This is a genomic window from Mycobacterium sp. E342, from assembly GCF_001667665.1.
Taxonomy (GTDB): Bacteria; Actinomycetota; Actinomycetes; order Mycobacteriales; family Mycobacteriaceae; genus Mycobacterium.
Map to the genome: position 1 here is coordinate 1 of NZ_LZJM01000070.1, position 25,289 is coordinate 25,289.

At 68.5% G+C, this 25,289-nt stretch carries 25 protein-coding genes and 3 pseudogenes; 14 read left to right on the top strand and 14 right to left on the bottom strand.

All coding sequences use genetic code 11. The features are described 5' to 3' along the window. A pseudogene (locus A5692_RS30320) lies at positions 1-76 on the bottom strand (hypothetical protein); the annotation flags it as partial. Between A5692_RS30320 and A5692_RS03305 the strand changes: the two are divergent. Both A5692_RS03305 and A5692_RS03310 read left to right on the top strand, forming a co-directional pair. Then, positions 75-1,229, top strand: a pseudogene (locus A5692_RS03305) (acetyl-CoA acetyltransferase); the annotation flags it as partial. The pseudogenes A5692_RS30320 and A5692_RS03305 sit on opposite strands and share 2 nt — an antisense overlap. A gap of 110 nt (positions 1,230-1,339) precedes the next feature. Beyond that, positions 1,340-3,451 carry an NAD-dependent epimerase/dehydratase family protein gene (locus A5692_RS03310; RefSeq protein WP_068052021.1) on the top strand — a complete coding sequence of 704 codons (2,112 nt, stop codon included), beginning with the start codon at positions 1,340-1,342 and terminating at the stop codon, positions 3,449-3,451. On the opposite strand, the gene A5692_RS03315 is transcribed toward A5692_RS03310, so the two are convergent. The 8 genes from A5692_RS03315 to A5692_RS03350 form a co-directional block, all read right to left on the bottom strand. After that, on the bottom strand, positions 3,440-4,681 hold the full coding sequence (locus A5692_RS03315; protein ID WP_068052348.1) for an NAD(P)/FAD-dependent oxidoreductase: 1,242 nt from the start codon (positions 4,679-4,681) through the stop codon (positions 3,440-3,442). The genes A5692_RS03310 and A5692_RS03315 overlap by 12 nt on opposite strands. Positions 4,682-4,729: 48 nt before the next feature. Beyond that, a complete protein-coding gene (locus tag A5692_RS03320; protein ID WP_068052024.1) occupies positions 4,730-5,455 on the bottom strand; it encodes a DUF72 domain-containing protein in 726 nt (241 codons plus the stop codon). After that, on the bottom strand, positions 5,452-6,087 hold the full coding sequence (locus tag A5692_RS03325) for an endonuclease (RefSeq protein WP_068052027.1): 636 nt from the start codon (positions 6,085-6,087) through the stop codon (positions 5,452-5,454). Before A5692_RS03325 ends, A5692_RS03320 begins: the two co-directional genes overlap by 4 nt. Before the next feature lie 44 nt (positions 6,088-6,131). Then, on the bottom strand, positions 6,132-6,464 hold the full coding sequence (locus tag A5692_RS03330) for a TfoX/Sxy family protein (RefSeq protein ID WP_068052030.1): 333 nt from the start codon (positions 6,462-6,464) through the stop codon (positions 6,132-6,134). A gap of 8 nt (positions 6,465-6,472) precedes the next feature. Further along, positions 6,473-6,862 carry a nitroreductase family deazaflavin-dependent oxidoreductase gene (locus tag A5692_RS03335; RefSeq protein ID WP_156765908.1) on the bottom strand — a complete coding sequence of 130 codons (390 nt, stop codon included), beginning with the start codon at positions 6,860-6,862 and terminating at the stop codon, positions 6,473-6,475. 78 nt (positions 6,863-6,940) lie between these two features. Beyond that, the gene (locus A5692_RS29670; protein ID WP_231984165.1) at positions 6,941-7,429 is read right to left on the bottom strand and encodes a hypothetical protein; all 489 of its coding nucleotides are present in this window, start codon (positions 7,427-7,429) and stop codon (positions 6,941-6,943) included. Between the two features lie 316 nt (positions 7,430-7,745). Then, positions 7,746-10,067, bottom strand: a complete 2,322-nt coding sequence (lon, locus tag A5692_RS03345) for an endopeptidase La (RefSeq protein WP_068052038.1) — start codon at positions 10,065-10,067, stop codon at positions 7,746-7,748. 122 nt (positions 10,068-10,189) lie between these two features. Further along, positions 10,190-11,449 carry an alpha-hydroxy acid oxidase gene (locus A5692_RS03350; protein ID WP_156765909.1) on the bottom strand — a complete coding sequence of 420 codons (1,260 nt, stop codon included), beginning with the start codon at positions 11,447-11,449 and terminating at the stop codon, positions 10,190-10,192. Positions 11,450-11,468: 19 nt separating this feature from the next. Here A5692_RS03350 and A5692_RS03355 point away from each other — a divergent pair, with 19 nt between their 5' ends. After that, entirely contained in the window at positions 11,469-11,906 is a 438-nt protein-coding gene (locus tag A5692_RS03355) for a DUF1810 domain-containing protein (protein ID WP_068052040.1), read from the top strand. Here A5692_RS03355 and A5692_RS03360 read toward each other — a convergent pair. The 3 genes from A5692_RS03360 to A5692_RS03370 are packed head-to-tail and all read right to left on the bottom strand — an operon-like array spanning position 11,892 to position 14,352. After that, positions 11,892-13,196 (bottom strand): alpha-amylase family protein, encoded by a 1,305-nt coding sequence (locus tag A5692_RS03360; RefSeq protein WP_068052043.1) that lies wholly within the window; start codon positions 13,194-13,196, stop codon positions 11,892-11,894. The two genes, A5692_RS03355 and A5692_RS03360, sit on opposite strands and share 15 nt — an antisense overlap. Before the next feature lie 4 nt (positions 13,197-13,200). Next, positions 13,201-13,737: an alkyl hydroperoxide reductase gene (locus tag A5692_RS03365; protein ID WP_067925697.1), complete on the bottom strand. Its 537-nt coding sequence runs from the start codon at positions 13,735-13,737 to the stop codon at positions 13,201-13,203. 27 nt (positions 13,738-13,764) lie between these two features. Then, a complete protein-coding gene (locus A5692_RS03370; protein WP_067925694.1) occupies positions 13,765-14,352 on the bottom strand; it encodes a peroxiredoxin in 588 nt (195 codons plus the stop codon). A 100-nt stretch (positions 14,353-14,452) separates the two neighbouring features. Here A5692_RS03370 and A5692_RS03375 point away from each other — a divergent pair, with 100 nt between their 5' ends. The 4 genes from A5692_RS03375 to A5692_RS03390 are packed head-to-tail and all read left to right on the top strand — an operon-like array spanning position 14,453 to position 17,349. Further along, positions 14,453-15,388 carry a hydrogen peroxide-inducible genes activator gene (locus A5692_RS03375; RefSeq protein WP_068052045.1) on the top strand — a complete coding sequence of 312 codons (936 nt, stop codon included), beginning with the start codon at positions 14,453-14,455 and terminating at the stop codon, positions 15,386-15,388. A gap of 39 nt (positions 15,389-15,427) precedes the next feature. Continuing rightward, the gene (locus A5692_RS03380; protein ID WP_068052048.1) at positions 15,428-16,138 is read left to right on the top strand and encodes a hypothetical protein; all 711 of its coding nucleotides are present in this window, start codon (positions 15,428-15,430) and stop codon (positions 16,136-16,138) included. Continuing rightward, the gene (locus A5692_RS03385; protein ID WP_068052051.1) at positions 16,135-16,578 is read left to right on the top strand and encodes a TIGR03618 family F420-dependent PPOX class oxidoreductase; all 444 of its coding nucleotides are present in this window, start codon (positions 16,135-16,137) and stop codon (positions 16,576-16,578) included. The genes A5692_RS03380 and A5692_RS03385 overlap by 4 nt, the downstream gene beginning before the upstream one ends. A gap of 18 nt (positions 16,579-16,596) precedes the next feature. Beyond that, positions 16,597-17,349, top strand: a complete 753-nt coding sequence (locus tag A5692_RS03390; RefSeq protein ID WP_068052055.1) for an enoyl-CoA hydratase/isomerase family protein — start codon at positions 16,597-16,599, stop codon at positions 17,347-17,349. Positions 17,350-17,361: 12 nt separating this feature from the next. On the opposite strand, the gene A5692_RS03395 is transcribed toward A5692_RS03390, so the two are convergent. After that, on the bottom strand, positions 17,362-17,550 hold the full coding sequence (locus tag A5692_RS03395) for a bacterioferritin-associated ferredoxin (RefSeq protein WP_068052056.1): 189 nt from the start codon (positions 17,548-17,550) through the stop codon (positions 17,362-17,364). A gap of 355 nt (positions 17,551-17,905) precedes the next feature. Here A5692_RS03395 and bfr point away from each other — a divergent pair, with 355 nt between their 5' ends. From bfr to A5692_RS29675, 7 genes are all read left to right on the top strand, one after another. Then, positions 17,906-18,385: a bacterioferritin gene (bfr, locus tag A5692_RS03400; RefSeq protein WP_055405255.1), complete on the top strand. Its 480-nt coding sequence runs from the start codon at positions 17,906-17,908 to the stop codon at positions 18,383-18,385. Between the two features lie 83 nt (positions 18,386-18,468). After that, positions 18,469-20,541 carry an MDR family MFS transporter gene (locus A5692_RS03405; protein ID WP_068052058.1) on the top strand — a complete coding sequence of 691 codons (2,073 nt, stop codon included), beginning with the start codon at positions 18,469-18,471 and terminating at the stop codon, positions 20,539-20,541. A 29-nt stretch (positions 20,542-20,570) separates the two neighbouring features. After that, a complete protein-coding gene (locus A5692_RS03410) occupies positions 20,571-21,065 on the top strand; it encodes a carboxymuconolactone decarboxylase family protein (protein WP_068052060.1) in 495 nt (164 codons plus the stop codon). A gap of 59 nt (positions 21,066-21,124) precedes the next feature. Beyond that, positions 21,125-22,012, top strand: coding sequence for a TIGR03854 family LLM class F420-dependent oxidoreductase (locus A5692_RS03415; RefSeq protein WP_068052062.1), 888 nt, complete (start codon positions 21,125-21,127; stop codon positions 22,010-22,012). A gap of 41 nt (positions 22,013-22,053) precedes the next feature. Then, complete coding sequence (locus A5692_RS03420; RefSeq protein ID WP_068052064.1) at positions 22,054-23,406, top strand: glutamine synthetase family protein; 1,353 nt, start codon at positions 22,054-22,056, stop codon at positions 23,404-23,406. A gap of 11 nt (positions 23,407-23,417) precedes the next feature. Beyond that, positions 23,418-24,527 carry an amidohydrolase family protein gene (locus A5692_RS03425; protein ID WP_068052353.1) on the top strand — a complete coding sequence of 370 codons (1,110 nt, stop codon included), beginning with the start codon at positions 23,418-23,420 and terminating at the stop codon, positions 24,525-24,527. A 201-nt stretch (positions 24,528-24,728) separates the two neighbouring features. Further along, positions 24,729-24,884, top strand: coding sequence for a hypothetical protein (locus tag A5692_RS29675; RefSeq protein ID WP_231984179.1), 156 nt, complete (start codon positions 24,729-24,731; stop codon positions 24,882-24,884). A 65-nt stretch (positions 24,885-24,949) separates the two neighbouring features. Here the strand turns inward: A5692_RS29675 and A5692_RS29680 are convergent. Continuing rightward, a pseudogene (locus A5692_RS29680) lies at positions 24,950-25,082 on the bottom strand (hypothetical protein); the annotation flags it as partial. Positions 25,083-25,289: the final 207 nt, after the last annotated feature.

Sequence of the window (25,289 nt, forward strand, 5' to 3'; positions counted from 1 at the left end):
TGCCCCGCTGAATGTCCAGGCACGCCTGGTTGACCAGTGACTGCGGCACGTTGCCGCCGACGGGGCTGTACAGGGTGCTGCTGGCCGGCGCCGAGACCTGGCGCACACGCCGGGGCCTGCGCGCCAAAGGCGGCAAGCTCGAGTGGACCGCCCAGGACGAGTCCGTCCCGATGGCGCAGGTCAGCGGCGACGACGTCCCGATGGCAGGCGATGCCGAGATCAGGATTCGGCTGGACCGGCCGGCCTACGTGTATCCGCTGTTCGAACAGGCGTTGCGGATCGCGAACGGCGAGTCGGTCGAGCACCATCTCAAGCGCATCGGCGAACTGTGGGCCCGTTTCAACGCCGTCGCGGTCGACAATCCGCACGCGTGGATCCGCAAACGGGCGACCGCCGAGGAGATCCGCGAGCCCGGCCCGCAGAACCGGATGATCAGCTGGCCGTACACCAAGCTGATGAACTCCAACAACATGGTCGATCAGGGCGCCGCGCTGGTGCTGACCTCGGTGGAGCAGGCGAGGCGGCTGCAGGTCCCCGCCGATCGGTGGATCTACCCGCACGCGGGCACCGACGCCCACGACACCTCGGCCATCGCCGAGCGTGACGAGCTGCACCGCTCGCCGGCCATCCGGATCGCCGGCGGTCGGGCGCTGGAGCTGGCGGGCCTGGGCATCGACGACCTCGACTACGTCGACCTGTATTCCTGCTTCCCCTCGGCCGTTCAGGTGGCCGCGGCCGAACTGGGCCTGCCGGCCGATGATCCCTCCCGTCCGCTCACCGTCACCGGTGGATTGACGTTCGCGGGCGGCCCGTGGAGCAACTACGTGATGCACTCCATTGCCACCATGGCGGAGTTGCTGGCGGCCAATCCCGGGCGGCGCGGCCTGATCACCGCTAACGGCGGCTTCCTGACGAAGCACAGCTTCGGCGTGTACAGCACCGAAGCCCCCGCCGAGTTCCGTTGGGAGGACGCGCAACCCGCCGTCGACCGGGAGCCCACCCGGGACGGTTTGGTGGAATGGGAAGGTGTCGGCACGGTGGAAGCGTGGACCACGCCGTTCGACCGCGACGGCCGGCCGGAGAAGGCCTTCCTGGCCGTGCGCACGCCCGACGGTTCCCGCACCCTTGCCCTGATCACCGACAGCGCCGCGGCGGCGGCAACCGTGTGTGAGGACATCGGCGGCGCCAAGGTCGCCGTCGCCGCCGACGGCTCCGCCGCGCTGCAGTAACCCGGCGAACGGCTTTCCGCCAGCTCAGGGTCCCGTTTGGCCGGTAACGGTCGCGTAGGCGATGCCGCCTTGCCTATTGTTTAGTTTGAGGTCGGGGGAGGTGAGCCCAGGTGCAGATCCTGGTTACCGACGCCACCGGCGCACTCGGGCGGCTGGTTGCACGGCAGTTGATTGCTGCCGGCCACACGGTCAGCGGCATTGCTAAGGCCCGGCACCCCTGCCTGGACCGCAACGTCGAGTTGGTTTGCGCCCCGCTGCGCCACCCCGCCTTGCGGGAGCTCGCCGAGGAAGCCGACGTGGTGATCCACCTGGCCCCCATCGACACCACCGCGCCCGGCAGCGCCGATATCGACGGCCTCGCGCACGTGACGGATGTGGCCGCCCGCGCGGGCGCCCGGCTGCTGTTCGTATCGCACGCCGCGGGGCGGCCCGAGCTCTACCGCCCGGCCGAGGAGCTGGTCGCCACCAGCTGGGGGCCCAGCCTGGTCGTTCGCATCGCCCCGCCGGTCGGCCGCCAGCTCGACTGGATGGTGTGCCGGACCGTGGCGACGCTGCTGCACACCAAGGTGTCGGCGGAGCCGATGCGCGTGCTGCACGTCGACGACCTGGTGCGCTTCATGGTTTCGTCGCTGAACTCCGACCGCACCGGTGTGGTGGACCTCGCCTCCCCGGACACCGTCAACGTGGTCACCGCGTGGCGGATGCTGCGCTCCGCCGACCCGCGGTCCCGGATCAGCCGGGTCCGCAGCTGGCACCAGCTCATTCCGGACATGGATATCGCCGCGGTGCAAGAGGATTGGTCGTTCGAGTTCGGCTGGCAGGCGCTCGAAGCGGTGGCCGACACGGCCCGAGGACTCGTCGGGCGCCGGGTCGCGGCGGCGGGGGCGACCGGCGACGGGCGCCGGCTGGCGCTCCCGGTCGAGGTCGCCCCACGCGCCCACCCCTCCGACGGGGGACACAGCGCGGCACCGGAGGGCGTCGAAGGTGAATTCGACGACCGGATCGACCCGCGTTTCCCGATCTTCAGTGCGGGCAACCTCGCCCGGGCGCTGCCCGGGCCGCTCACCCCGATCACCCTGGATGTCCAGCTGAGCGGGCTGCGCACGGCGAATCGGGTGCTCGGTCACGTGTTGGCGCTCGGCGGCGTGGTGGGCGAGGAGTGGAGCAACCGGGCCATCGCGGTCTTCGGTCATCGGCCCTACGTCGGGGTGTCGGTCAACATGGTCGCCGCGGGGCAGCTCCCCGGGTGGGACCAGGACGCCGTCGCTCGCAACGCCCTGGTCGGACGGCCGCATGTGGGAGACCCACTCCCGTTCGGTGAGCCCGCGCTGTCGGGCGGAGCCCTCGGCTCGGTCGCCAAAGCCGTCGTCGCGGGACGATCGCTGGCCCTGTTGCGCCACCTCAAGGCCGACACCCGGGCGTACGGCGCGGCCGCCGAAGCAGAACAGCTCGACGCCGCACAGCTGGCGGTGCTGCCCGATCCCGGGCTCGAAGTTCGGATTCCCTTGCTGCGGGACCGCATTCACCAAGGCTGGATTCTCACCGCGTTGTGGTTGGTCGACACCGGTGTCACCGCGGCGGCGCTGGAGCGCAGCACGGCGGCTCCCGGCGTGCCCGGGGTGGACATGATCATGGACAGCACCCTGGTCGAGGCGGAGACCGCCCAGCTGGCAGCGGTGCTGCGGGCCGATCCGCCGCTGTGTGCGCTGGCCCAGGAAGGCAATCTCGACAGCATCCGCGCGTTGTCGCCCACCACCGCCGCCGCCGTGGACGCCACCGTTGCCCGCATCGGCCACCGCGGGCCGGGGGAGGCGGAGTTGGCCAGTCAAACCTATGCCGACGACCCGGCGATGCTGCTCAGAGCGGCCGGGGAGGTCGCCGTGGCCGCCGCCGCGTCGACGGAGCCGCCGTCGTCGACGCTGGCCCAACGGCTGGCCGCCAGCGCTCGCGACTCCCGCGAGCTCGCCCACGACACGACCCTGCGATTTACCCATCAACTGCGAATGATGCTGCGCGAGTTGGGCTCTCGTCGGGTCGCAGCCGACCTGATCGATGTCGTCGAGGACGTGTATTACCTGACGTGTGACGAGCTGATCACCATGCCGGGCGACGCCAGGCTGCGGATCAAACGTCGCCGCGCCGAACGGGAACGGCTGCAGGCGCAGCGCCCGCCGGAGGTCATCGACGGGGCGTGGACTCCCGTCGAAGGGTCAGCCCAGTAGTTCTGCCAGCGGGCACTCGGGATCGGCCAGCTTCGCGGAGTCGACGGAAGTCCTGGATCTGATCAGCGCCTTGACGTCGTCGAGCACATCCCAGATGTTGACGTTCATCCCGGCCAACACCCGGTTGTTGTCGTCGAGCCAGAACGCGACGAATTCACGCCCGGCCACGTCACCCCGGAAGACCACGCGCTCGACGCCGGCCGTGTGTCCGACATATTCCATCCCGAGGTCGTACTGGTCGGTGAAGAAATAGGGCAGCTCGGCGTATTCACCGGGTGCGCCCAGCATCCCGGCCACCGCCACCGTGGGCTGCTTGAGCGCATTGGCCCAGTGTTCGGTGCGGATCCGGCCGCCGAACAGGGGGTGTTCCGCGGCGGCGATGTCGCCGACCGCATAGATGTCAGGATCGCTGGTGCGCAGGGACGCATCGACCAGCACCCCGCCTTGAGAGCCTGAGCCTATCGCGAGCCCGGCCTGTTCGGCGAGTTCGACGTTGGGTTTGGCACCGACGGCCACCAGCACCGCGTCGGCGGCCACCGTCGACCCGTCGCGCATTTTCAGCCCGGTCGCCTTGCCGCCGGCCGTCGTGATCTCCTCCACCTGCGCCTCGAGCCGCAGGTCCACCCCGTGATCGCGATGCAGTCCGGCGAACACTTCGCCCACCGTTTCGCCGAGCGCGGCCGCCAACGGCTGTTTGGCCGTCTCGACAACGGTCACGTCGACGCCACGCTGGCGGGCGGCGGCGGCCACCTCCAGGCCGATCCACCCGGCTCCGACCACCGCCAGCGAGGACCCGTCGGCGAGGACCGAATCCAGGGCGACGGCATCGTCATAGGTGCGCAGATAGTGAACGGCGGCGGCGTCGGCCCCTGGTATCGGTGGGCGCCGGGACGCCGATCCCGTGGCCAGCAGCAGTTTGTCGTATCGCGCTGTGGCGCCGCCGGGAAGGGCGACGGCGTGGTCGGCGGGGTCCACGGTCGACACCCGCACACCAAGCCTGAGGTCGACGTCGTGATCGCGGTACCAGTCGTCATCCTGCACGGTGAATTCGGCCAGCGTCTTCTTTCCGGCCAGGTACTCCTTGGAAAGCGGAGGTCGCTCGTAGGGCAGATGTTGTTCGTCGGCGAACAAGGTGACCGGTCCGTCGAATCCTTTGTCGCGCAATGCTTCTACGGCTTTCGCTCCCGCGAGTCCGCCGCCGATGATGACGATTCCGCTAGAGCCGGCCATGATCGTCACTCCGTTCCGCCGTCGACATCCCCAGCCTACTCGGGCGGCTCACCGCAAAAGTTCCTGCAACGTCAGCGCATTGCGCACCGCGTGCCCGCCCAGGTCGTTGTTGAAATACATCCACACGTCCTTGCCCGCGTCCCGCCACGCGGCGATCCGGTCGGCCCAGCAGCGCAGCTCGTCGTCCGTGTAACTGCCGGCATAGATGGCGTCCTGATCCGGACCGTGCATGCGGACGTACACCAGATCGGTGGTCGCCCGCGGGACGTAGGCGAGCCCGGCGCCGCTCATCACCACATAGGCGGCGCGCCGGCGTTCCAGCAGGTCGTAGACGGCCTCGTCGTTCCAGGACGGATGGCGCAGCTCGACGGCCACCCGGATCGACGCCGGCACGCTGGCCAGGAAGGCGTCCAGGCGCGCGTCGTCGCGCTGCTGCTCGGGGTGCAGCTGAAGGAGCAGCACCCCGGCGCGATCACCCAGCAATTCCCAGCAGCGCTCGAAGCGCTCGATCCACGGCCCGGCGGACGCCAGGCGGCGGTAGTGGGTCAGCCCTCGGTGCGCCTTGACCGACATCCTGAAGCCGTCCGGCAGCTGTTGACGCCATCCGGCGAAGGTCGAATCTTTCGGCCAGCGGTAGAAACTCGCGTTCAGCTCGACGGTGTCGAACACCTCCACGTAGCGGGCCAGCCGGCGCGCGGCGGGAAGGCCCGGCGGGTACAGCACGTCCGCCCAATGGTTGTAGGACCACCCGGAGGTGCCAATCCGCACGGTCAACCGCTCACCTGCCGGCGTACGTCGTCGCCCAGCGACATCCTGATCAGCGCGGCGGCCAGCCGCGCGTTGGCCTGCGGCGCCAGCGCTCCCAGCTTCGCCGGCTGCGTGGGCAGACCCAGTTGGCCCGCGGCCTTGCTGGCGCGGTCGTCGAAATAGGGCCGCACCCAGGTCCACACGTCTTGCACCTCGCGCAGATAGATGTCCGCGCCGGTATCGCCAATTCCCTTGAACTGCTTCAGCAAACGCTTCGCGGCGGCGATGTCGCGTTGGCTGCGGTTCGCGAGTTCCCGCAGGTCGCCGGAATACTCGTCGCGCACGCGTTCGGCCATCTCGGTGAGCCGGGTGGCCGAGCTTTCGTCGTAGCGCACGTAGTGGGCGCGGCCGAAGGCGTCGATCATGGTCTGCCGATCGGCGGCCAGCACCGCCTTCGGTGTGCGCAAGCCCGCCTTGAACAGTTCACGCCCGGCGCTCATCGCGATCGCGGCGTCGATCGGCTTGCTGGCCAGCATGCAGATGACCAGCAGCTGAAACAGTGGCATTGGCTTGTCGGCGAGCTTGATTCGCGCCTCGGCGGCGTAGGTGGTCCCGGCAACGTCAAGCAGCCGTCGCACCAGTTGCTCGCTTGCGGGCATACCCGATCACGTACCCGCGGCGGGTGCCGGCCAACCGCGCCTGCTCACTTGGGCGGCAGGCCGCGCGCATAACCGACGCCGCGGGTCACCCAGGCCTGGAGCTGGCGCTTGGTCCGCAGTCCGGCGGCGTCCACCCGGACCCAGCCGCGAACGTCGCGGCCCCCCATCACCATCGGACCGACGTGGTCGCGCCGCAGCACTTTGTCGAGGTCCTCCGCCGGCACCCGGACCAGCAGGCCGCCCTGGCCGCTGACGGCCACGGACATGTTGCCGTTGACCAGAAAAGCGAGCCCGCCGAACATGCGTTTCTCTTCCACGCCGCGCTCGGAGGCCACGATCTCGCGGATTTCGTCGGCCAGCTTCTCGTCGTAGGCCATGCCGGGCGTCAGTCCAAGTCCACCCGGATGGTCAGCAGGTCGCTGCCCATCAGGCGCACCAACGCGCTGTTGAGCCGCGGCAGGTTGCCGAGCCGCTGCAGGGGATCGTCGTCGGGCAGCAGATGCGCAGTGCCGCTGCGCCATCGACCGCCGATACGCAGCTGCACCGCGGGATCGGCCTTGATGTTGTGGACGTAGTCGGAGTGTTCACCGTGTTCGGACACCATCCAGAATTGGTTGCCGACCACGCGTCCGCCCACGGCGGTCCGCCGCGGCTTGCCGCTCTTGCGGCCGGTGGTTTCCAGGATGATCCCCGGCATCTGCCGGCCCACCGGGTTGACGAGCAGACGTTGCACGCGGTGGACCACTTGCCGTTTGAGAGTCACGGCTTTATTCAACGCCGAACCCGCCGCCGCTGTCACCGTGCGACGAGAACAGCCGCCCCCTGTCGGGGGCGGCTGCCTCGTTATGCCGTTTTAGGTCCCGGGGTTGATCCCGCCGCTGACCTGGCCTGAACCAGAAGTCCCGCCCGCGGGCGTGAGCACCTGGAAACCAGTGGACGTGTTGACACCCCACTGACCCAGCTGCGGGTTGAATACGACGGGAAGCTGGGTCCCGTCGGGGTCACCCACTGGCGGAACCCAGGTGGCCGGGAGCCCGTAGCGGACCGGGTCGTTGTACTGCCCCGGCGGCGGGAACCCGTTGTGTCCCGGAGGAAGTGGGCTGCCCGGCGCGTTGCAGTTGACGCCCGGCGCACCGGGGTTGCAGATCGGCTGTCCCGGCACGTACTGGCCGGGGCCCGGCACATCCCGGTCGCCGCCCGGCACGTTCGGGCCCGGCACGTTCGGGCCGGGAATATTCGGCCCATTCGGATCGGCCTGCGCCATCCCGGCACCGATTCCGAAGGCCGCGGACGTGATGGTGCCGGCCATGACCGCGCCGGCTGCGATTCTGTTCAACTTCATGGTGAACCCCCTTGTCGAGCAGTTTGGCTGCCTTCGCAGCTGAACCATTGACTTGGTGATTCGCTCACCCCATCGCCCTCACGGGCAGTCGAACCTCCAACCACTCAATACCCGGGGATCCGATGCGGAAAACCTCTGCGCACTATTTGCTGCGTCCGCGCAGGTCGGGTCCCATGGTTAACGAATCGCGGCCCGGGGAGCTCAGCCGGGCGGGGCACAGGAACCCCCAGGGCACGTAACACCCGCTCGCGCGGCAACGCCGAACGCCTTTGCCGGGATGCGAGCGAGTCTGCTGCGCATCCCGGCCAGGCTCACATCACGCAGCGACTGTAGCGGCCTTCGCCACCGGTTCCAGCGCCTGCGCGATGATGTCGGCGACGTCGGTCATCGGCCGCACGTCCAGCGCGTCCAGCACCTCGGCGGGCACGTCATCCAGGTCGGGCTCGTTGCGCGCCGGGATGAACACCGTTGACAGGCCGGCCCGTTGCGCCGCCAGCAGCTTCTGCTTCACTCCGCCGATCGGCAACACGCGGCCGTTCAGCGTGACCTCGCCGGTCATGCCGACGTCCGAGCGCACCTGACGTCCGGTCGCCATCGACACCAGGGCGGTCACCATGGTCACCCCGGCCGACGGGCCGTCCTTGGGCACCGCGCCCGCGGGCACGTGCACGTGGATGCGCCGGTCGAGGGCCGCCGGATCGAGGCCCAACTCGTGAGCGTGGGAGCGCACGTAGGACAGCGCGATCTGCGCCGACTCCTTCATCACGTCACCCAGCTGACCGGTCAGCTGCAACCCGGGTTCACCGTCGGTGGCGCCGGCTTCGATGTACAGCACGTCGCCGCCCAGGCCGGTGACGGCCAGGCCCGTCGCCACCCCCGGCACCGCCGTGCGCTCGGCCGATTCCGGCGTGAAGCGGGGGCGGCCGAGGTAGTCGACCAGATCAGGCTCGTCGATGCTGATCGGCTCGGGCGTTTCCGCCAGCTTGGTGGTCACCTTGCGCAGCGCCTTGGCCAGCAGCCGCTCGAACTGCCGGACCCCGGGTTCCCGCGTGTAGTCCGCGGCGATCTTGCGCAGCGCCGCGTCCGTCAGCGTGACTTCGTCCTCGGTCAGGGCAGCCCGTTCCCGCTGCCGGGGCAGCAGGTAGTCGCGGGCGATCGCGACCTTGTCATCCTCGGTGTAACCGTCGATCTGCACCAGTTCCATGCGATCCAGCAGGGCCGACGGGATGTTCTCGATCACATTCGCGGTGGCCAGGAACACCACGTCGGACAGATCTAGGTCCAGATCCAGGTAGTGGTCGCGGAACGTGTGGTTCTGCGCCGGGTCGAGCACCTCCAGCAGCGCCGCACTCGGGTCGCCCCGATAGTCAGAGCCGACCTTGTCGATCTCGTCCAGCAGCACGACGGGGTTCATCGAGCCCGCCTCACCGATGGCCCGCACGATCCGGCCCGGCAACGCGCCCACATAGGTGCGCCGGTGCCCGCGGATCTCGGCCTCGTCGCGCACACCGCCCAGGGCGACACGCACGAACTTGCGGCCCAGCGCCCGGGCGACGCTCTCACCCAGCGACGTCTTGCCGACGCCGGGGGGACCGGCCAGCACCATCACCGCGCCCGAGCCGCGGCCTCCGACGACCTGCAGGCCGCGTTGGGCGCGGCGCGCCCGCACGGCCAGGTATTCGACGATGCGGTCCTTCACGTCGTCCAGCCCGTGGTGGTCGGCGTCCAGGACGCCGCGCGCGGCTTTCAGGTCCGTCGAGTCCTCGGTCCGCGCGTTCCAGGGCAGGTCGAGCACGGTGTCCAGCCAGGTGCGGATCCAGCCGCTCTCCGGGCTCTGGTCGCTGGAGCGTTCCAGCTTGCCGACCTCGCGCAGCGCGGCCTCGCGCACCTTCTCGGGCAGGTCGGCGGCCTCGACGCGGGCGCGGTAATCGTCGGAGCCGTCGGGTTCGCCCTCGCCGAGCTCCTTGCGGATGGCGGCCAGCTGTTGGCGCAGCAGGAACTCCTTCTGGGTCTTCTCCATGCCCTCGCGGACGTCCTCGGCGATCTTGTCGTTGACCTCGACCTCGGCGAGGTGGTCGCTGGTCCAGTCGATCAGCACGCGCAGCCGCTCGGCGACATCCTCGGTCTCGACCAGCTGCCGCTTCTGCTCGCTGGACAGGTAGGACGCGTAGCCGGAGGTGTCCGCCAGCGCCGACGGGTCGGTCAGCCTGTTGACATAGTCGACGATCTCCCAGGCCTCGCGCCGTTGCAGCATGGCCAGCAGCAGCTTCTTGTACTCGGCCGTCAGCGCCTTGATCTCGTCGGTCGCCTCGACCTCGGGGACCTCGGTCACCTCGACCCACAGCGCCGCGCCGGGACCGGATGCTCCCGCCCCGATCTGCGCCCTGCGCTCACCGCGCACGACGGCCGCGGTGCCGCCGCCCGCGATGCGTCCGACCTGCAAGATCTTGGCGATCACGCCGTGCGACGGGTAACGGTCGTCCAGCCGGGGCGCGATCAGCAGCTGCCCGGATTCGCTCGCCTGGGCGGCGTCGATCGCCGCCCGCGCGGCCTCGTCGAGCGCGATCGGCACGACCATGCCGGGCAACACGATGGTGTCGGTGACGAACAGCACCGGCATTGATTTGGCTTCAGCCATCAATCCTCCAAAAACTGAGTCTGATGCGCTCAACCCAGGCCGGGGCCGGTTTGTTCCCGGGGAGTGAGGCCGTCACGAGTGTGCGGCCGGGCTCACATTCGGTGCCGAGTGTGCGGCCAGCGTCACGCTGGCGAAATCGGCCCCAGCCGCCGCAGTTGCGTCACGTGTTTGGGCGACAGCTCTTCGAGACAGGTGACGCCCAGCAGCCGCATGGTCCGGATCACGCCTTCGGCCAGGATGTCGATCGCGCGGGTGACACCGGCCTCGCCGCCGGCCATCAGGCCGTACAGGTAGGCCCGGCCGACGAGCGTGCAACGCGCGCCCAGCGCGATGGCCGCCACGATGTCGGCGCCCGACATGATGCCGGTGTCCAGCAGGATCTCGGTGTGCTTGCCGACCTCCCGGGCGACCGACGGCAACAGGTGAAAGGGCACCGGGGCCCTATCCAGCTGGCGCCCGCCGTGATTCGACAACACGATGCCGTCGACCCCGCGGTCGACGACGGCGCGGGCGTCGTCGAGCGTCTGGATGCCCTTGACAACCAACTTGCCCGGCCACTGGGCCTTGATCCACTCCAGGTCGTCGAAGGTGAGGCTCGGGTCGAACATGGTGCTCAGGTACTCGGCGACGGTCCCCGGCCAGCGGTCCAGCGACGCGAACGCCAGCGGCTCGGTGGTCAACAGGTCGAACCACCATTTCGGGTGCGGCACCGCGTCGAGCACGGTGCGCAGCGTCAGCGTCGGCGGGATCGTCATGCCGTTGCGGTTGTCGCGCAGCCGGGCGCCGGAGACCGGGACGTCGACGGTGGCCAGCAGGGTGTCGAAACCCGCGTCGGCCGCCCGCCGCACCAGCGCCATCGACCGCTCGCGGTCGCGCCACATGTACAGCTGAAACCACATCCTGCCCTGCGGAACAGCGGTCACCAGGTCCTCGATCGAGCAGGTGCCGAGCGTGGACAGCGAGAAGGGGATCCCGGCCTTGGCCGCTGCCGCCGCGCCCGCGATCTCGCCCTCGGTGTGCATCAGCCGGGTGAATCCGGTGGGCGCGATGCCGAACGGCAGCACGACCGGTTGACCCAGCACGTTCCAGCCGGCGGTGACGTTGGTGACGTCGCGCAGGATGGTCGGATGAAACTCGATGTCGCGGAAGGCTTGTCGGGCGCGTGCGATGGAGATCTCGTCCTCGGCGGCGCCGTCGGTGTAGTCGAACGCCGCCCTGGGCGTGCGCCGTCGGGCGATGCACCGCAGATCGTCGATGGTGTACGCGGTGTCGAGGCGGCGCTTGGTCGCGTCGAACTGCGGCCTCTTGAATTTGATCAGCGGCGCGAGATCGCGCACCTTGGGCACTCGTCGTTTGGCGGCCTTCCGTCTTTTGGATTCCACAGTGTGCAACCGTAGTCACATGCAACCGGACAGCGACCCGTTCGGCCTCGAGCGCTTCGTCGAGGCGCAGGACCCGGTGTACCCCACCGTGGTCGAAGAGTTGCGCGCCGGGCGCAAGCGCAGTCACTGGATGTGGTTCGTCTTCCCGCAGTTACGCGGCCTGGGCGGCAGCCCCACGGCGGTGCACTACGGCATCTCGTCGCTCGACGAGGCCCGCGCATACCTGCGGCACGAGGTGCTCGGGCCGCGCTTGCACGAGTGCGCCCGGCTGGTCAACGAGGTCCACGGCAAATCGGTCGGGGACATCTTCGGCTCGCCCGACGACCTCAAGTTGCGCTCGTCGATGACGCTCTTTGCGCGCGCGACCGACGATAACGAGGATTTCCTTGCGGTTCTGGACAAGTACTACGACGGTCGGCAGGATCAGCTGACCCTGGCGCGCCTAGGCGGGGCCTAGAATCCGCCAACCGTGCGGTTCCACGATCAGCGTGTCCACCACCTCTTGGGGGTGCGCCGCCGATCCGCCGATGACCTTCCGGCGAGCCGTACCCAGCTCCGGCACCGCCAGGCTCATCGGCTCGTCGTCGATGTTCAGCGCGACCAGCAGCGCATCGTCCCCGCTGCGGGTCTCGTACACGTAGTGCCGGTTTTCCAGCCGCACCGGGCTGGTCGTCGCCCTGTGCAGCCACGGGTGACGGCGACGCAGCCCCACGAGGAACTGGTGCAACGCCCACACCTGCGCGCCGAAGGCATCCAATGTCAATGGGGGAGAGGAAAACTCGGGCCGCACGGCGTCGTCGCCGCCATAACGTTCCTCTTTGACGCCGCGGAATCCCAGCTCGTCGCCGGCGTACACGCTGGGCACGCCGCCGACGGTCAGCAGGATCACCAGCGCGTGTGCCACGTGGTCGGGGCGCTCCAGCCGGCTCGCGATGCGGGTGACGTCGTGGTTGCCGATGAAGGTGAGCGGGGCGAAGCCGGCCAGAAACTCGCCGTGTCGCTGCAGCGCCCAGTCCAGCTCGAAGAAGTTGCCGTCGTTGAGGCTGCTCCAGATCGCCTTCCACAATTCGTATTGGGTGGCCGAGTCGAACGTGGCGGCGCGCACCACCGCGGCGTAGTCACCGTGGATGAGCTCGCCGACGAACCAGCAGTCCGGGAACCGCTCGCGCACCCGCGGCAGTGTGGACGCCCAAAAACGCTCTGGCACCGTGTAAGCCGCGTCGAGGCGCCAGCCGTCGGCGCCCCGCTGCAGCCAGTGCGTCATCACCTCGACGGTGTAGTCGACCACGTCGGGATTGTCGTGATTGAGCGTGATCAGCTCCGAGTGGCCCTCGAACGTGTGGAAGTGGCCGGGGCGCCCCCGAAACCAGCGCGCGGCCGCATCGTCGTTCGGCGCCTCGCGGTAGCGGGGGAAATCCACACCGACGTGGTTGAACACGCCGTCGAGCAGGATGCGCAGACCGCGGCGGCGGGCCTCGGTGACGAGATGGTCGAAATCGTCGTCGTCACCGAGCCGGGGATCGATGCGGTAGTGGTCGGTGGTGTCGTAACCGTGTGTGCGCGAAGCGAAGATCGGTCCCAGCGCGACGCCCGAGGCGCCCAGCGCGATGGCGTGGTCGAACCAGTCGACGAGCCGCCGCAGCCGGTGTTGGTCCGGCTGCGGCGGCTCCGACGACGCGGGAAAGGCGCCGACGAACCCCAGTGGGTAGACCTGCCACCAGATCGCGTGCTCTACCCAGGCCGGCACCGCGTCAGCCGACGGTGGCCGGCGTCTGGGAGGCGGCGAGCGCTTGCGCCACGCCGGAGACGATCGCCGCGGCCTTCAGCGCCTCGTGGATGGTCTCCCGGCTCACGCCCGCCTCGCGCAGCGTGTGCTCGTGGGAGGCGACGCAGTCCGGGCATCCGTTGATCGCCGAGACCGCGAAGCACCACAGCTCGAAGTTCGCCTTCGCCACGCCGGGATTGGCGATGATGTTCATCCGCAATCCCGCGCGCAGGTCGTCGTACTTGCCGTCGAGGAAGCCCCGGCCACGGTAGAACACGTTGTTCATGGCCATGATCGATGCGGCCCCCAGCGCCGCGGTGTATGCCTCGGCGGACAGAATGTCGGCCGCCTCGGCACCGATCTCGCTGATCACCTGGGTGTTTCGCGTCGCCGCGGCGGTGGCCAGCAGGGTGCCCCACAGCTGTTCCTCGTTGAGCTCGGTCGTGCGCGTGATCGAGCCCAGGTTGAGCTTGAGGTCCTTGGCGTACTCAGGCAGTGCCTCTTTGAGATTCTCTACGCTCATCTCGCCTCCTCGTCAGACCTTAGGCGACTAGGCCGAGGCCTTGAGCAGCTCGGTGGCGTTCAGCGTCGGGTCACCCTTGCGCCAGTTGCAGGCGCACAGCTCGTCGGACTGCAGCGCGTCCAGGACCCGCAGCACTTCCTCCACATTGCGTCCCACGGAACCGGCGGTGACCGAAACGAATTGGATCTCGTTGTTGGGGTCCACGATGAAGGTCGCGCGGTCGGCCACGCCGTCGGCGTTGAGGACGCCGGTGGCCAGGCTCAGCTCACGCTTGATGTCCGAGAGCATGGGGAACGGCAACTTCTTCAGGTCCTCGTGCTGGGCGCGCCAGTTGAAGTGCACGAATTCGCTGTCGATCGACACGCCCAGGACCTGCGCGTCGCGGTCGGCGAACTCGTCGTTGAGCTTGCCGAACGCGGCAATCTCGGTCGGGCAGACAAAGGTGAAGTCCTTGGGCCAGAAGAAGACAACGCGCCACTTGCCCTCGTAGTCCTCGTTGGTCACGGTGGTGAAGTAGTCCTCGGGCTGTTGGGCGTCGACCTTGGACAGGTCGCCCGCGATCAGCGCGGTGAGCTCGTAGGCGGGGAACTGGTCACCGATGGTCAGCAGAGGCATGTCGCTCCTTATTGGATTTACTCAAGATTAGCGGTCATCGCCCATAGTGCCGTTCGCCCTGGCTGAAGTAAAGGTGATATTTCCCACTATACTTATCGGTATGCCCGATAGGATTTATCAGCCGACGATCGCCGGGCTCCGCGCGTTTGTCGCCATCGCAGAAAAACGTCAGTTCAGTGGTGCCGCAACCGCTCTCGGTGTCAGCCAGTCCACGTTGTCGCAGGGGCTGGCGGCGCTGGAGGCCGGGCTCGGCACCCTGCTCATCGAGCGGTCGACCCGGCGTGTCCTCTTGACGGCCGAGGGCGCGGAGCTGCTGCCGCGGGCCCAGGCCGTGATCGAGGCGGTGGACGCGTTCTCCGCCGCCGCCGCCGGCTCGTCCGACCCGCTACAGGCCGGGATGCGGCTGGGGCTGATCCCGACGGTGGCGCCCTACGTCCTACCGACCGTGCTGGCCGGCCTCGCCGAGCAATTTCCCGGGATGACATTGCGGGTAACGGAAGACCAGACCGAACGGCTGTTGACGGTGCTGCGGGAAGGGGCGCTGGATGCGGCGCTGATCGCGCTTCCCGCCGACGCCGGCGGCGTCACCGCGATCCCGATCTACGATGAGGATTTCGTCCTCGCGCTGCCGCCCGGACACCCGCTGTCGGGAAAACGGCGGGTGCCGGCCACGGCATTGGCCGACCTGCCCTTGCTGCTGCTTGAAGAGGGGCACTGCCTGCGCGATCAGGCGCTGGAGGTGTGCCACAACGCGGGCGTGCGAGCGGAGCTGGCCAACACCCGCGCAGCCTCGTTGGCCACCGCCGTGCAATGCGTGACCGGCGGGCTGGGGGTCACGCTGATCCCGCAGAGCGCGGTGCCGGTCGAGGCGACCCGCAGCCGCCTCGGCCTGGCGCAGTTCGCCGCACCCCGCCCCGGACGGCGCATCGGTCTGGTGTACCGCTCGTCCAGCGGCCGCGACGATTCCTACCGGCAGCTGGCCAAGACCATCGGCACCTTGATCAGCGGCGAGCACCAGGTGCGGCTCGTCAAATAGCCCGGCTCAGGCCGTCCACCCGGCAGGTAGGTTCTGCCTATGGAAAAGGTCATCGCCGTCCTCATGCGTTCCGATTCGGACGAACAGTGGTGCGCCCGCCAACGGGGCCCCGTGGCCGACGCCCTGTTGGGGTTGGGTCTGCCGGGGTTGTCGGTCAACGTCCGCGACGACGCGGTGCGCCATTCGCTGATGACGCTCACGACGCTGGATCCGCCGGTTGCAGCGGTGGTGAGCATGTGGACCCAACAGTGCTATGGCGAGCAGATGGCGGCGGCTTTTACGCTGCTCGAGGCCGAATGCGAGCAGCTTGCCGCGTACCTGGTGACGGAGTCGGTCCCGCTGAAGGCGCCGGTAACCGAATCAGGCGCTCGAACAACGGGTTTGGCCAACATCGCGCTGCTGCGCCAGCCCGACGGCCTGAACCAGGCGACCTGGCTGAACCGGTGGCAGCGCGACCACACCTCGGTGGCCATCGAGACGCAGTCCACCTTCGGCTACACCCAGAACTGGGTGGTGCGCACCCTCACCCCGGACGCGCCGGGAATCGCGGGCATCGTCGAAGAGTTGTTTCCCGCGGAGGCGATCACCGATCTCAAGGCGTTCTTCGGTGCCGCCGACGACGCCGACCTGCAGGACAGGCTTGGCCGAATGGTCGCGAGCACCACGGCATTCGGCGCCAACGAGAACATCGACACCGTGCCCACCAGCCGCTACGTCTTCAAGACACCATTCATCGAGGAACCCACATGACAACACTGCGCGACGCCGTCGCCTTGGCCGCGGCGGAAAACGGGCTGGCGGTCGTCTCCACCGTTCGTGCCGACGCGACGGTGCAGGCGTCGCTGGTCAACGTCGGCCTGTTGCCGCATCCCCAAAGCGGTCGGGACGTGTTGGGCTTCACCACCTACGGCAAGGTCAAATTGGCCAACCTGCGGGAGCGACCGCAGCTGGCGGTCACCTTCCGCAACGGATGGCAGTGGGCGACCGTCGAGGGCCGCGCGGAGCTGGCCGGCCCGGACGACACGCAGCCCTGGCTGACCACCGACGACCAGCTGCGGCTGTTGCTCCGCGAGGTTTTCACCGCCGCGGGCGGCACCCACGACGACTGGGACACCTACGACCGCGTCATGGCCCGGGAGTGGCGGGCCGTCGTGTTGATCGCGCCTACCCGCGTCTACAGCAACGGCTGACGTCGTTAGGCTGCAGCCGTGACGCTGCAGATCGATGATGACCAACGGGTGCGCACCCTCACGCTGAACCGGCCCGAGGCGCTGAACGCATTCAACGAAGCCCTGTACGACGCCACCGCGGACGCGCTGCTGGCCGCCGCCGAGGATCCCGGCGTCGCCGTGGTGCTGCTGACCGGGGCGGGCCGCGGCTTCAGCGCCGGCACCGACCTCGCCGAGATGCAGGCCCGCATCACCGATCCCGACTTCACCCCGGGTCGTCACGGCTTCACCGGGCTGATCGATGCCCTCAGCGCGTTCCCCAAACCGCTCGTCTGTGCGGTCAATGGCGTCGGCGTCGGCATCGGTGCCACGATCCTGGGCTACGCCGACCTGGCCTTCATGTCATCGACGGCCCGCCTGAAGTGTCCGTTCACCAGCCTGGGCGTGGCGCCGGAGGCGGCCTCCTCCTATCTGCTGCCACAGCTGGTGGGCCGGCAGAACGCCGCCTGGCTGTTGATGTCCTCGGAATGGGTGGACGCCGAGGAGGCGCTGCGGATGGGGCTGGTCTGGCGGGTGTGCGATCCCGAGGATCTGTTGCCCGCAGCCCGCCGTCACGCGGAAATCCTTGCCAGCCGCCCCATTTCGAGCTTGATGGCGGTCAAGCACACGATGTTGGAACCGGTGCGCCCGGAGATCGCTGCGGCCAGCGCGCGGGAGAACGCGCACTTCGCCGAACTGATGGGTGCGCAGGCCAACGCCGCGGCGCTGGCGGACTTCAACAAGGCCCGCTGAGCGGGCGGCGCCTCAATGCGACGGGGCGGCGGTCTCCAGATTCGCCGACGCGGCGATGATCGCCCGCAGGGTCCTCTTGCAGCGGCCGCAGTCGCCCCCGGCGCCACACGCGGCGGCGACCTCTTTGGAGGTGGAGGCGCCGCGCGCGACCAACTCGGACACCGTGTGGTTGGTCACGCCGACACACAGGCACACGTACATCAGCGCATCCCCCGCAGGGGGGCGGCGTTCCCTTCGTCGACGGCGTGGCCAACCGCGCGCACTTCGTCCTCCTTCTCGGCGTCCCCTGTGGTGGGGTGGCCGGAAAAGTACCGAACCGAGACCCAGTATTAGTTGAGTCTAACCTAAGTTCATTAGCGCAGTCTAACCTTACCCGCTAGCAACATCGACCCTCCGGGTTCCGCACGACACACTCTGAGCACAGCCATACCTTGCTGGCAGATTGCAACCCGCCGTGGCAAAGTGCGAGTACGACCCGGCACGGCGTGTGCGCCCAGCGCACACGGCCGGGCGCCGAGAATGACCACCGATTACACGTCACCGCAGGGGAGTGATCATGCAAGGGGATCCGGATGTTTTGCGCTTGCTCAACGAGCAGCTGACCGGCGAGCTCACCGCGATCAACCAATACTTCCTGCATTCCAAAATGCAGGACAACTGGGGCTTCACCGAGCTCGCCGAGCACACCCGGGCCGAGTCCTTCGATGAGATGCGGCACGCCGAGGCGATCACCGACCGCATTCTGCTGCTCGACGGGTTGCCCAACTACCAGCGGCTCTTCTCCCTGCGCATCGGCCAGACGCTGCGCGAGCAGTTCGAGGCCGACCTGGCCATCGAGTACGAGGTGATGGACCGGCTCAAGCCCGGCATCATCATGTGCCGCGAGAAGCAGGACACCACGAGCGCCAACTTGCTGGAAGAGATCGTGGCGGACGAGGAGAAGCACATCGACTACCTCGAGACGCAGCTGGAGTTGATGGACAAGCTCGGTGTGGAGCTCTACTCGGCGCAGTGCGTCTCGAGGCCGCCGAGCTAACACCGCGCACGCCTTTCGCGGTTTTGGTTGCCACGGGTTGACCGTGGGCACTCAATACCATCGAAATCCGTGGGAAGGCGGGCATGACGAGGGCGACACCAGCGGCGGCTCCGGCCGGCCGTGCTTCGGATTCCGGGCCCGGGGACGTCGCGGTCGACTTGCGGCGGCGCAATTTCATCTTCGTGGCGGTCCTGCTCGGCATGCTGATGGCCGCGCTGGACCAGACGATCGTGGCGACCGCGTTGCCCACCATCGTCGCCAATCTTGGTGGCGCAGGCCATCAATCGTGGGTGGTCACCAGCTACCTGCTCGCCTCGACCGTCAGCACCGCCCTCGTCGGCAAGTTCGGTGACCTGTTCGGCCGCAAGCGGGTGTTCCAGTCGGCCGTCGTGTTCTTCGTCGCGGGATCGGTGCTGTGTGGGCTCTCGAGCTCGATGGGCATGCTGGTCGCGTCACGCGCGCTGCAGGGCATCGGCGGCGGGGGACTCATGGTGACCGCCATGGCGCTGATCGGCGAGGTGATCCCGCTGCGGGACCGCGGCCGATACCAGGGCGCGATGGGCGCGGTGTTCGGCGTCACGACCGTGATCGGTCCCTTGCTCGGTGGCTACTTCACCGACCACTTCACCTGGCGCTGGGCGTTCTGGATCAACGTGCCGATCTCGGTCGTGGTCTTCTTCGTGGCGGCCGCCGCCATCCCGGCGCTGTCCGACCGCACCAAGCCAGTCATCGACTACACCGGCATCGTGTTCGTCGGCCTGGGCGCCGCCGGGCTGACACTGGCGACCAGCTGGGGCGGGACCACCTACCCGTGGGGATCGCCCACGATCATCGGCCTGTTCGTCGGCTCGGTGATCGCGTTGTGCGTATTCGCCTGGGTGGAAAGCCGCGCCGCCGCGCCGATTCTGCCGACCCGGCTGTTCGGCAGTCCGGTGTTCACGGTGTGCTGCGTGCTGTCCTTCGTGGTCGGTTTCGCGATGCTGGGCGCCCTGACGTTCCTGCCGACGTACATGCAGTTCGTCGACGGCGTCTCGGCCACCACGTCGGGCCTGCGCACGTTGCCGATGGTGATCGGGATGCTGACCACGTCGATGGGCAGTGGTGTCATCGTCGGCCGCACGGGCAGATACAAGGTCTTTCCCGTCGGCGGCACCGCCGTCATGGCGGTGGCGTTCTTTTTGATGTCGCGGATGGACCCGTCGACATCGGTATTGGTTCAGTCGCTGTTCCTCGTCGTCCTCGGCACCGGCATCGGGATGTGCATGCAGACCCTTGTGCTGATCGTGCAGAACACCGTGGACTTCGACGATCTCGGCGTCGCGACCTCCGGCGTCACCTTCTTCCGCACGATCGGCAGCTCGTTCGGCGCCGCCATCTTCGGTTCACTGTTCACGAATTTCCTGCACAGCCGGATCGGCCCGGCGATGGTGGCGAGCCATGCGCCGGCCGCAGCTGCCGCGTCGCCGGAGGCGTTGCACCGGTTGCCCCGCCAGGCGGCCGCTCCGATCGTCTCCGCCTATTCCGAGTCGCTCACCCAGGTGTTCGGATGGGCGGTTCCGGTCGCGCTGGCGGGGTTCGTCCTGGCGTTGTTCCTGCGGGAGGTCCCCCTGCGGGAAATGCACGACAGCACAATCGATCTCGGCGATGCGTTCGGCATGCCGAACACCGAGACACCGGAACAGATGCTGGAAGGCGCCGTCGAACGCATGCTGCGCGGTGCGCCCGGCATGCGATTGCGCAGCATCGCCATGCGACCCGACTGCCGACTCGACGTGGCCGGATTGTGGGGCGTCCTGCGCATCAACCGCTTCGGACAGATGTACGGCACCGCCCGGCTCACCGACATCGCCGACTACCTACGGATACCGTTCGAGGTCTTGGAGCCCACCTTCTCGCGCCTGATCGCGACCGGATACGCCCGGGGCGACGGCGACCAGCTGTGGCTGACACCCGCGGGGGCCCAGCAAGTGGACTACGTGCACTCGCTGCTGGTGGGCTGGCTGGTCGACAAGCTCGCCCGGTCACCGAAATTCGACGGACGACCGGATCGTCGCGCGGTCGAAGCGGCGCTGAATCGAGTCGCGGGCCGCGTTCTCGCGCAACAGGACTGGAGCGACGACCGGCCCACCACGAAGATCCCGGTGCCCATACCCTGAAACGGGTGGCGCGGGCGTACCATCACGCCATGAGCCGAATCGGAACATTTGCTGACGACGACCTGGCCGGCTGGTTTGCGAAGTCTCCTGACATCGGCGGCGCCCTCGGCGGCTTCAGCAACGCGGTCTACACCAAGAACCGGTTGCCGCTGCGCACCCGCGAGTTGGCCCGCGCCGTGATCGCCCATCGGAATGAATGCGTCGTCTGCGTCAACACCCGCGACGAGGACGGGCCCGCCGCCGGCGTCGACGAAGAGTTGTACGACCACGCCCTGCAGTGGCGTACCTGGCCCGGCTACAGCGATCAGGAGCGGCTGGCGGCCGAGTTCGCGGACCGCTTCGCCACCGACCACACCGCCCTGCGCGACGACGAAGACTTCTGGAGCCGGTGCTCCGAACACTTCTCCGACGAGCTGCTGGCCGACTTGGCCCTGTCTTGCGCGCTGTGGGTCGGCATGGGCCGCGTGTTGCGGACCCTCGACATCGGCCAAGCCTGCAAGCTGACCATTCCCAGTCGCGCATAGCCGCTCCCGCGCGGGCGATTCGCGGGCACAAACCCCGACACCACGGTGTTGCTCCACGAGTGAAGGTTCGCTTCGGCGTCGGCCTGGGTGTGGATACCGCTCCGGATCGATTGGCCCCCATCGTCGATCACCTGGAGGCCAGCGGGGTCGACTCGCTGTGGTTCTCCGAGCTGGTGTACACCCCGGCGGTCGATCCCGCGGTAGGGATGGCCTACGCGCTGGCCCGGACGACCCGGTTGAAGGTCGGCACCTCGGTGGCCGTGCTTCCGGGGCGGCATCCGGTCCTGGTGGCCAAACAATTGGCGTCGTTGGCGGCCCTGGCGCCGAAGCGGGTCCTTCCCGTCTTCGGCCTGCGGTCGGCGTTGCCGGCCGAGCGCGAGGTGTTCGTGGTTCCCAACGGGGAACGGGCCGCGGTGTTCGACGAGTCGCTACGGGTGCTGCGCTCGGTGCTGGTCGAAGAGTCGGCGAGTTACAGCGGCCGGTACTTCGCCTTCAGCGAGGCCGCGGTCAAGCCCAGGCCGGACCCTCCGCTCGACCTTTGGCTCGGCGGCTCGGCGCCGGCGGCGTTCCGGCGCATCGGCGCGCTGGCTGACGGCTGGCTGGGAAGTTTTCTGACGCCGGCGGAGGCGCGGGCGGGCCGGGAGGCGATCGAACGCGCGGCGGAGCAAGCGGGCCGGCAGATCGACCCCGATCACTTCGGGATCTCATTGGCCGTGGTGGACGGGTCCGACGAGTTACCTGCCGGACTGGCTGCGGCGGCCCGGACGCGCCGCCCCGACGTCGATCCCGCCGAGCTGATCGCCGCCGGGTGGGACCAGCTGCATCGGCAGTTGGACGCCTACATCGACGCGGGATTGACCAAGTTCGTCATTCGCCCGGCGGGTGGCGCGCCGGTGGACGGCTTCCTCGATCGGTTCGTCACCGAATTGACCCCCCGGCAGAACTGAATTCGCGAGCCGTGGCGTCGCGACCCTGCACAATGACTGCCATGACCGGCACACCGCTTGCCGCCGCCTCGATCGCCGAGCTGGAGGCCCAGGGCGTCGACACCGTGGTCGGCACCGTCGTGAACCCCGCCGGGCTGACCCTGGCCAAGACCGTTCCGATCCGGCGGACTAACGCGTTCGCCGATCCCGGCCTCGGCGCCAGCCCCTCGTGGCACGCGTTCGCGATCGACCAGAGCGGCATCGCCTTCACCCGTGATGTGGGCGTGATCGGCGACCAACGCCTCCGCATCGACCTGGCGGCCCTGCGCATCGTCGGCGACGGGCTCGCGTGGGCGCCGGCCTCGTTCTTCACCCAGGACGGCGCGCCCGTCCCCGCCTGCGCGCGCGGCACGCTGAGCCGGATCGAGACCGCGCTCTCAGAGGCCGGGATCGAGGCGATCGTCGGCCATGAGGTCGAATTCCTTCTGGTAGCCCCCGACGGTGGCCGGCTCCCGTCGACGTCGTGGGCGCAATACGGCCTCGCCGGCGTGCTGGAGCACGAGGCGTTCGTCCGTGAGGTCACCCGGTCGGCGGCCGCGGCGGGCATCGCGATCGAGCAGTTCCACCCCGAGTACGGTGCCAACCAGTTCGAACTTTCGCTGGAGCCACGAGCCCCGGTGGCCGCGGCCGACCAGCTGGTGCTGTTGCGGCTCATCGTCGGGCGCGTGGCCCGCCGCCACGGGGTTCGCATCAGCTTGTCGCCGGCGCCGTTCGCCGGTGGCGTCGGATCAGGTGCGCACCAACATTTTTCGTTGACCATGCCGGAGGGGCCGCTGTTCTCCGACGGTTCGGGCACCCGGGGTATGACGGCCGCGGGGGAGAGCGCGGTCGCGGGGGTGGTTGCGGGACTGTCCGAGGCGCAGGGCGCGCTGTGCGGGTCGATCGTGTCCGGCTTGCGAATGCAGCCCGGCAATTGGGCCGGGGCGTACGCGTGCTGGGGAACCGAGAACCGCGAGGCGGCGGTGCGATTCATCACGGATGGGCCCGCCAACCCGCGCGGCGGAAACGTCGAGGTGAAGATCATCGACCCGTCCGCGAACCCCTACTTGGCGTCGGCGGCGATCCTGGGGCTGGCCCTGGATGGGATCAACCGCCAAGCCCCGCTGCCACCGGAGATCACCACCGACCCGGCTTCCCTGTCCGATTCCGACCGCGATCGCGACGGCATCGTGAGCCTGCACCGGGGACAGGCCGAAGTGATTGCCGCACTGGACCGTTCCGAGCTACTGCGGCGCATTTTGGGCGACCCGGCGGTCGACATGGTGGTTGCGGTCCGCCGTCTGGAACACGAGCGGTACGGCGATCTTGACACCGAGCGATTGGCGGAAAAGTTCCGCATGGCGTGGAGCCTGTGACGGGTCCCGCCATGGTGACCGACCGTTCCGCGCTGGCCCGGCACATCGGCGCAGTGACGCTGATCGATCAGCACGTCCACGGTTGCTGGTTGGCGGCGGGGGACTTGCCACGATTCGAGAACGCGCTCAACGAGGCGAACACCGAACCGATCACGGGCCCGGGTTTCGACTCCCAACTCGGCTTTGCGGTGCGCGCTCACTGCGCACCGGTTCTGGGCCTGCCCAGACACGTTGATCCGCAATCCTATTGGGAGCGCCGCAGCCGGTTCAGCGAGACCGAACTGGCCCACTTGTTCCTGCCGGCCGCGGGAGTGAGCGACTGGCTGCTGGACACCGGCATCGGCGCCGAGACCGCCGGCCCGGCCGACGTGGGTGAACTGTCCGGTGGCCGCGCACACGAGGTGATCCGCCTCGAGCAGGTGGCCGAACAGGCCGCGCAGGCACCGGGCGACTACGCGGCGGCGTTCGACGACATCCTTCAGCGGCGCGCAGCGACGGCCGTCGGCACCAAGTCGATCCTGGCCTACCGAGGAGGGTTTGACGGCGACCTGAGCGAGCCGCCGGCCGCGCACGTCGCCGAGGCCGCGGACCGGTGGCGCGACAGCGGCGGTACCCGGTTACGGGACCGGGTGCTGCTGTGTTTCGGGTTGCACCGGGCGCTGCGGCTGGGCAAGCCGCTGCAATTCCACGTCGGCCTCGGCGACCGGGACTGCGACCTGCACAAGGCCAACCCGCTGCTGCTGCTCGACTTCCTGCGGCAGTCGGGGGACACCCCGATCGTGTTGTTGCACTGCTACCCGTATGAGCGTGAGGCCGGGTATCTGGCGCAGGCCTTCAACAACGTCTATGTCGACGGCGGGTTGAGCGTGAACCAGCTCGGAGCGCGCTCACCGGCGTTCGTGGCCCGGCTACTCGAGCTGGCGCCCTTCCGGAAGATCCTCTACTCGTCGGACGGGTTCGGTCCCGCGGAACTCCACTTCCTCGGCGCGGCCCTGTGGCGCAAGGCGATTCACCGCGTGCTAGATGGTTTCGTGGCCGACGACGAGTGGAGCGAGCGCGACGCCATCCGCGTGGTCGACCTGATCGCCCACGGCAACGCCGCCGGACTTTACGGGCTCTGACCCGGTCGCTCGCGAACCCGACAGGCCAGCCTCGAGGTGAATAGCGTCCGGCCACGCACCACCATAAAATCCTGCAGGTGGAAACGGGTGAGGTGCAGGTCGTACCCGACCGCCTGAGGGGTGCGGCCGGTCGATGGCGCAACCGCAGCACCGACCTGACCGCCGTTACCGGGGCAGCCGTTTCAGGCCACCGCCGCGGCGGTGGCTGGAGTCAACCAGGCGATCACCAATGCGGCGACGGTCTTGAGTGACCGGGCTCGAGCAACGGCCTTCGGCGTCGAGAAGGCGGCCACCGGTTACGCCAGCCAGGAACCCGCTGCGGCCGAAGAGATGGCCGCCGTGACGCCGGGCCGGTGAAGTCGTGACGGCCACGCTGTCGCAGATTCGGGCCTGGGACACCTGGGGTGAGGCGCCGTGCAGATACGCAGTGACTGAAAGGTCTTCCCCCACATTGAAGCTTGCGTTCTCAGCTTCTTCGACGGCATATAGAACGCGCTGCCGGGCGGAGCTGATGTCGCTGGCACCGTTGCGCGCGACCCCGGCGGCCTCGCGCAATCCGCGACCACGGCTGACTTCGTCTGGGACGCTTTGCGAAATAGCGTCAGGGCATATCTCGGTTCGTCAGGCTATGCACTGAAGGACAAGGGTTGGTCGTCCAACTACGAAGTCACGTATGACCTTTACCGACACGACGGGCCCCGTCAATGGTTCAACAACGACGCCATCGTCGTGGCTGGGCTCGTAAAGCAGACCATCGGGACA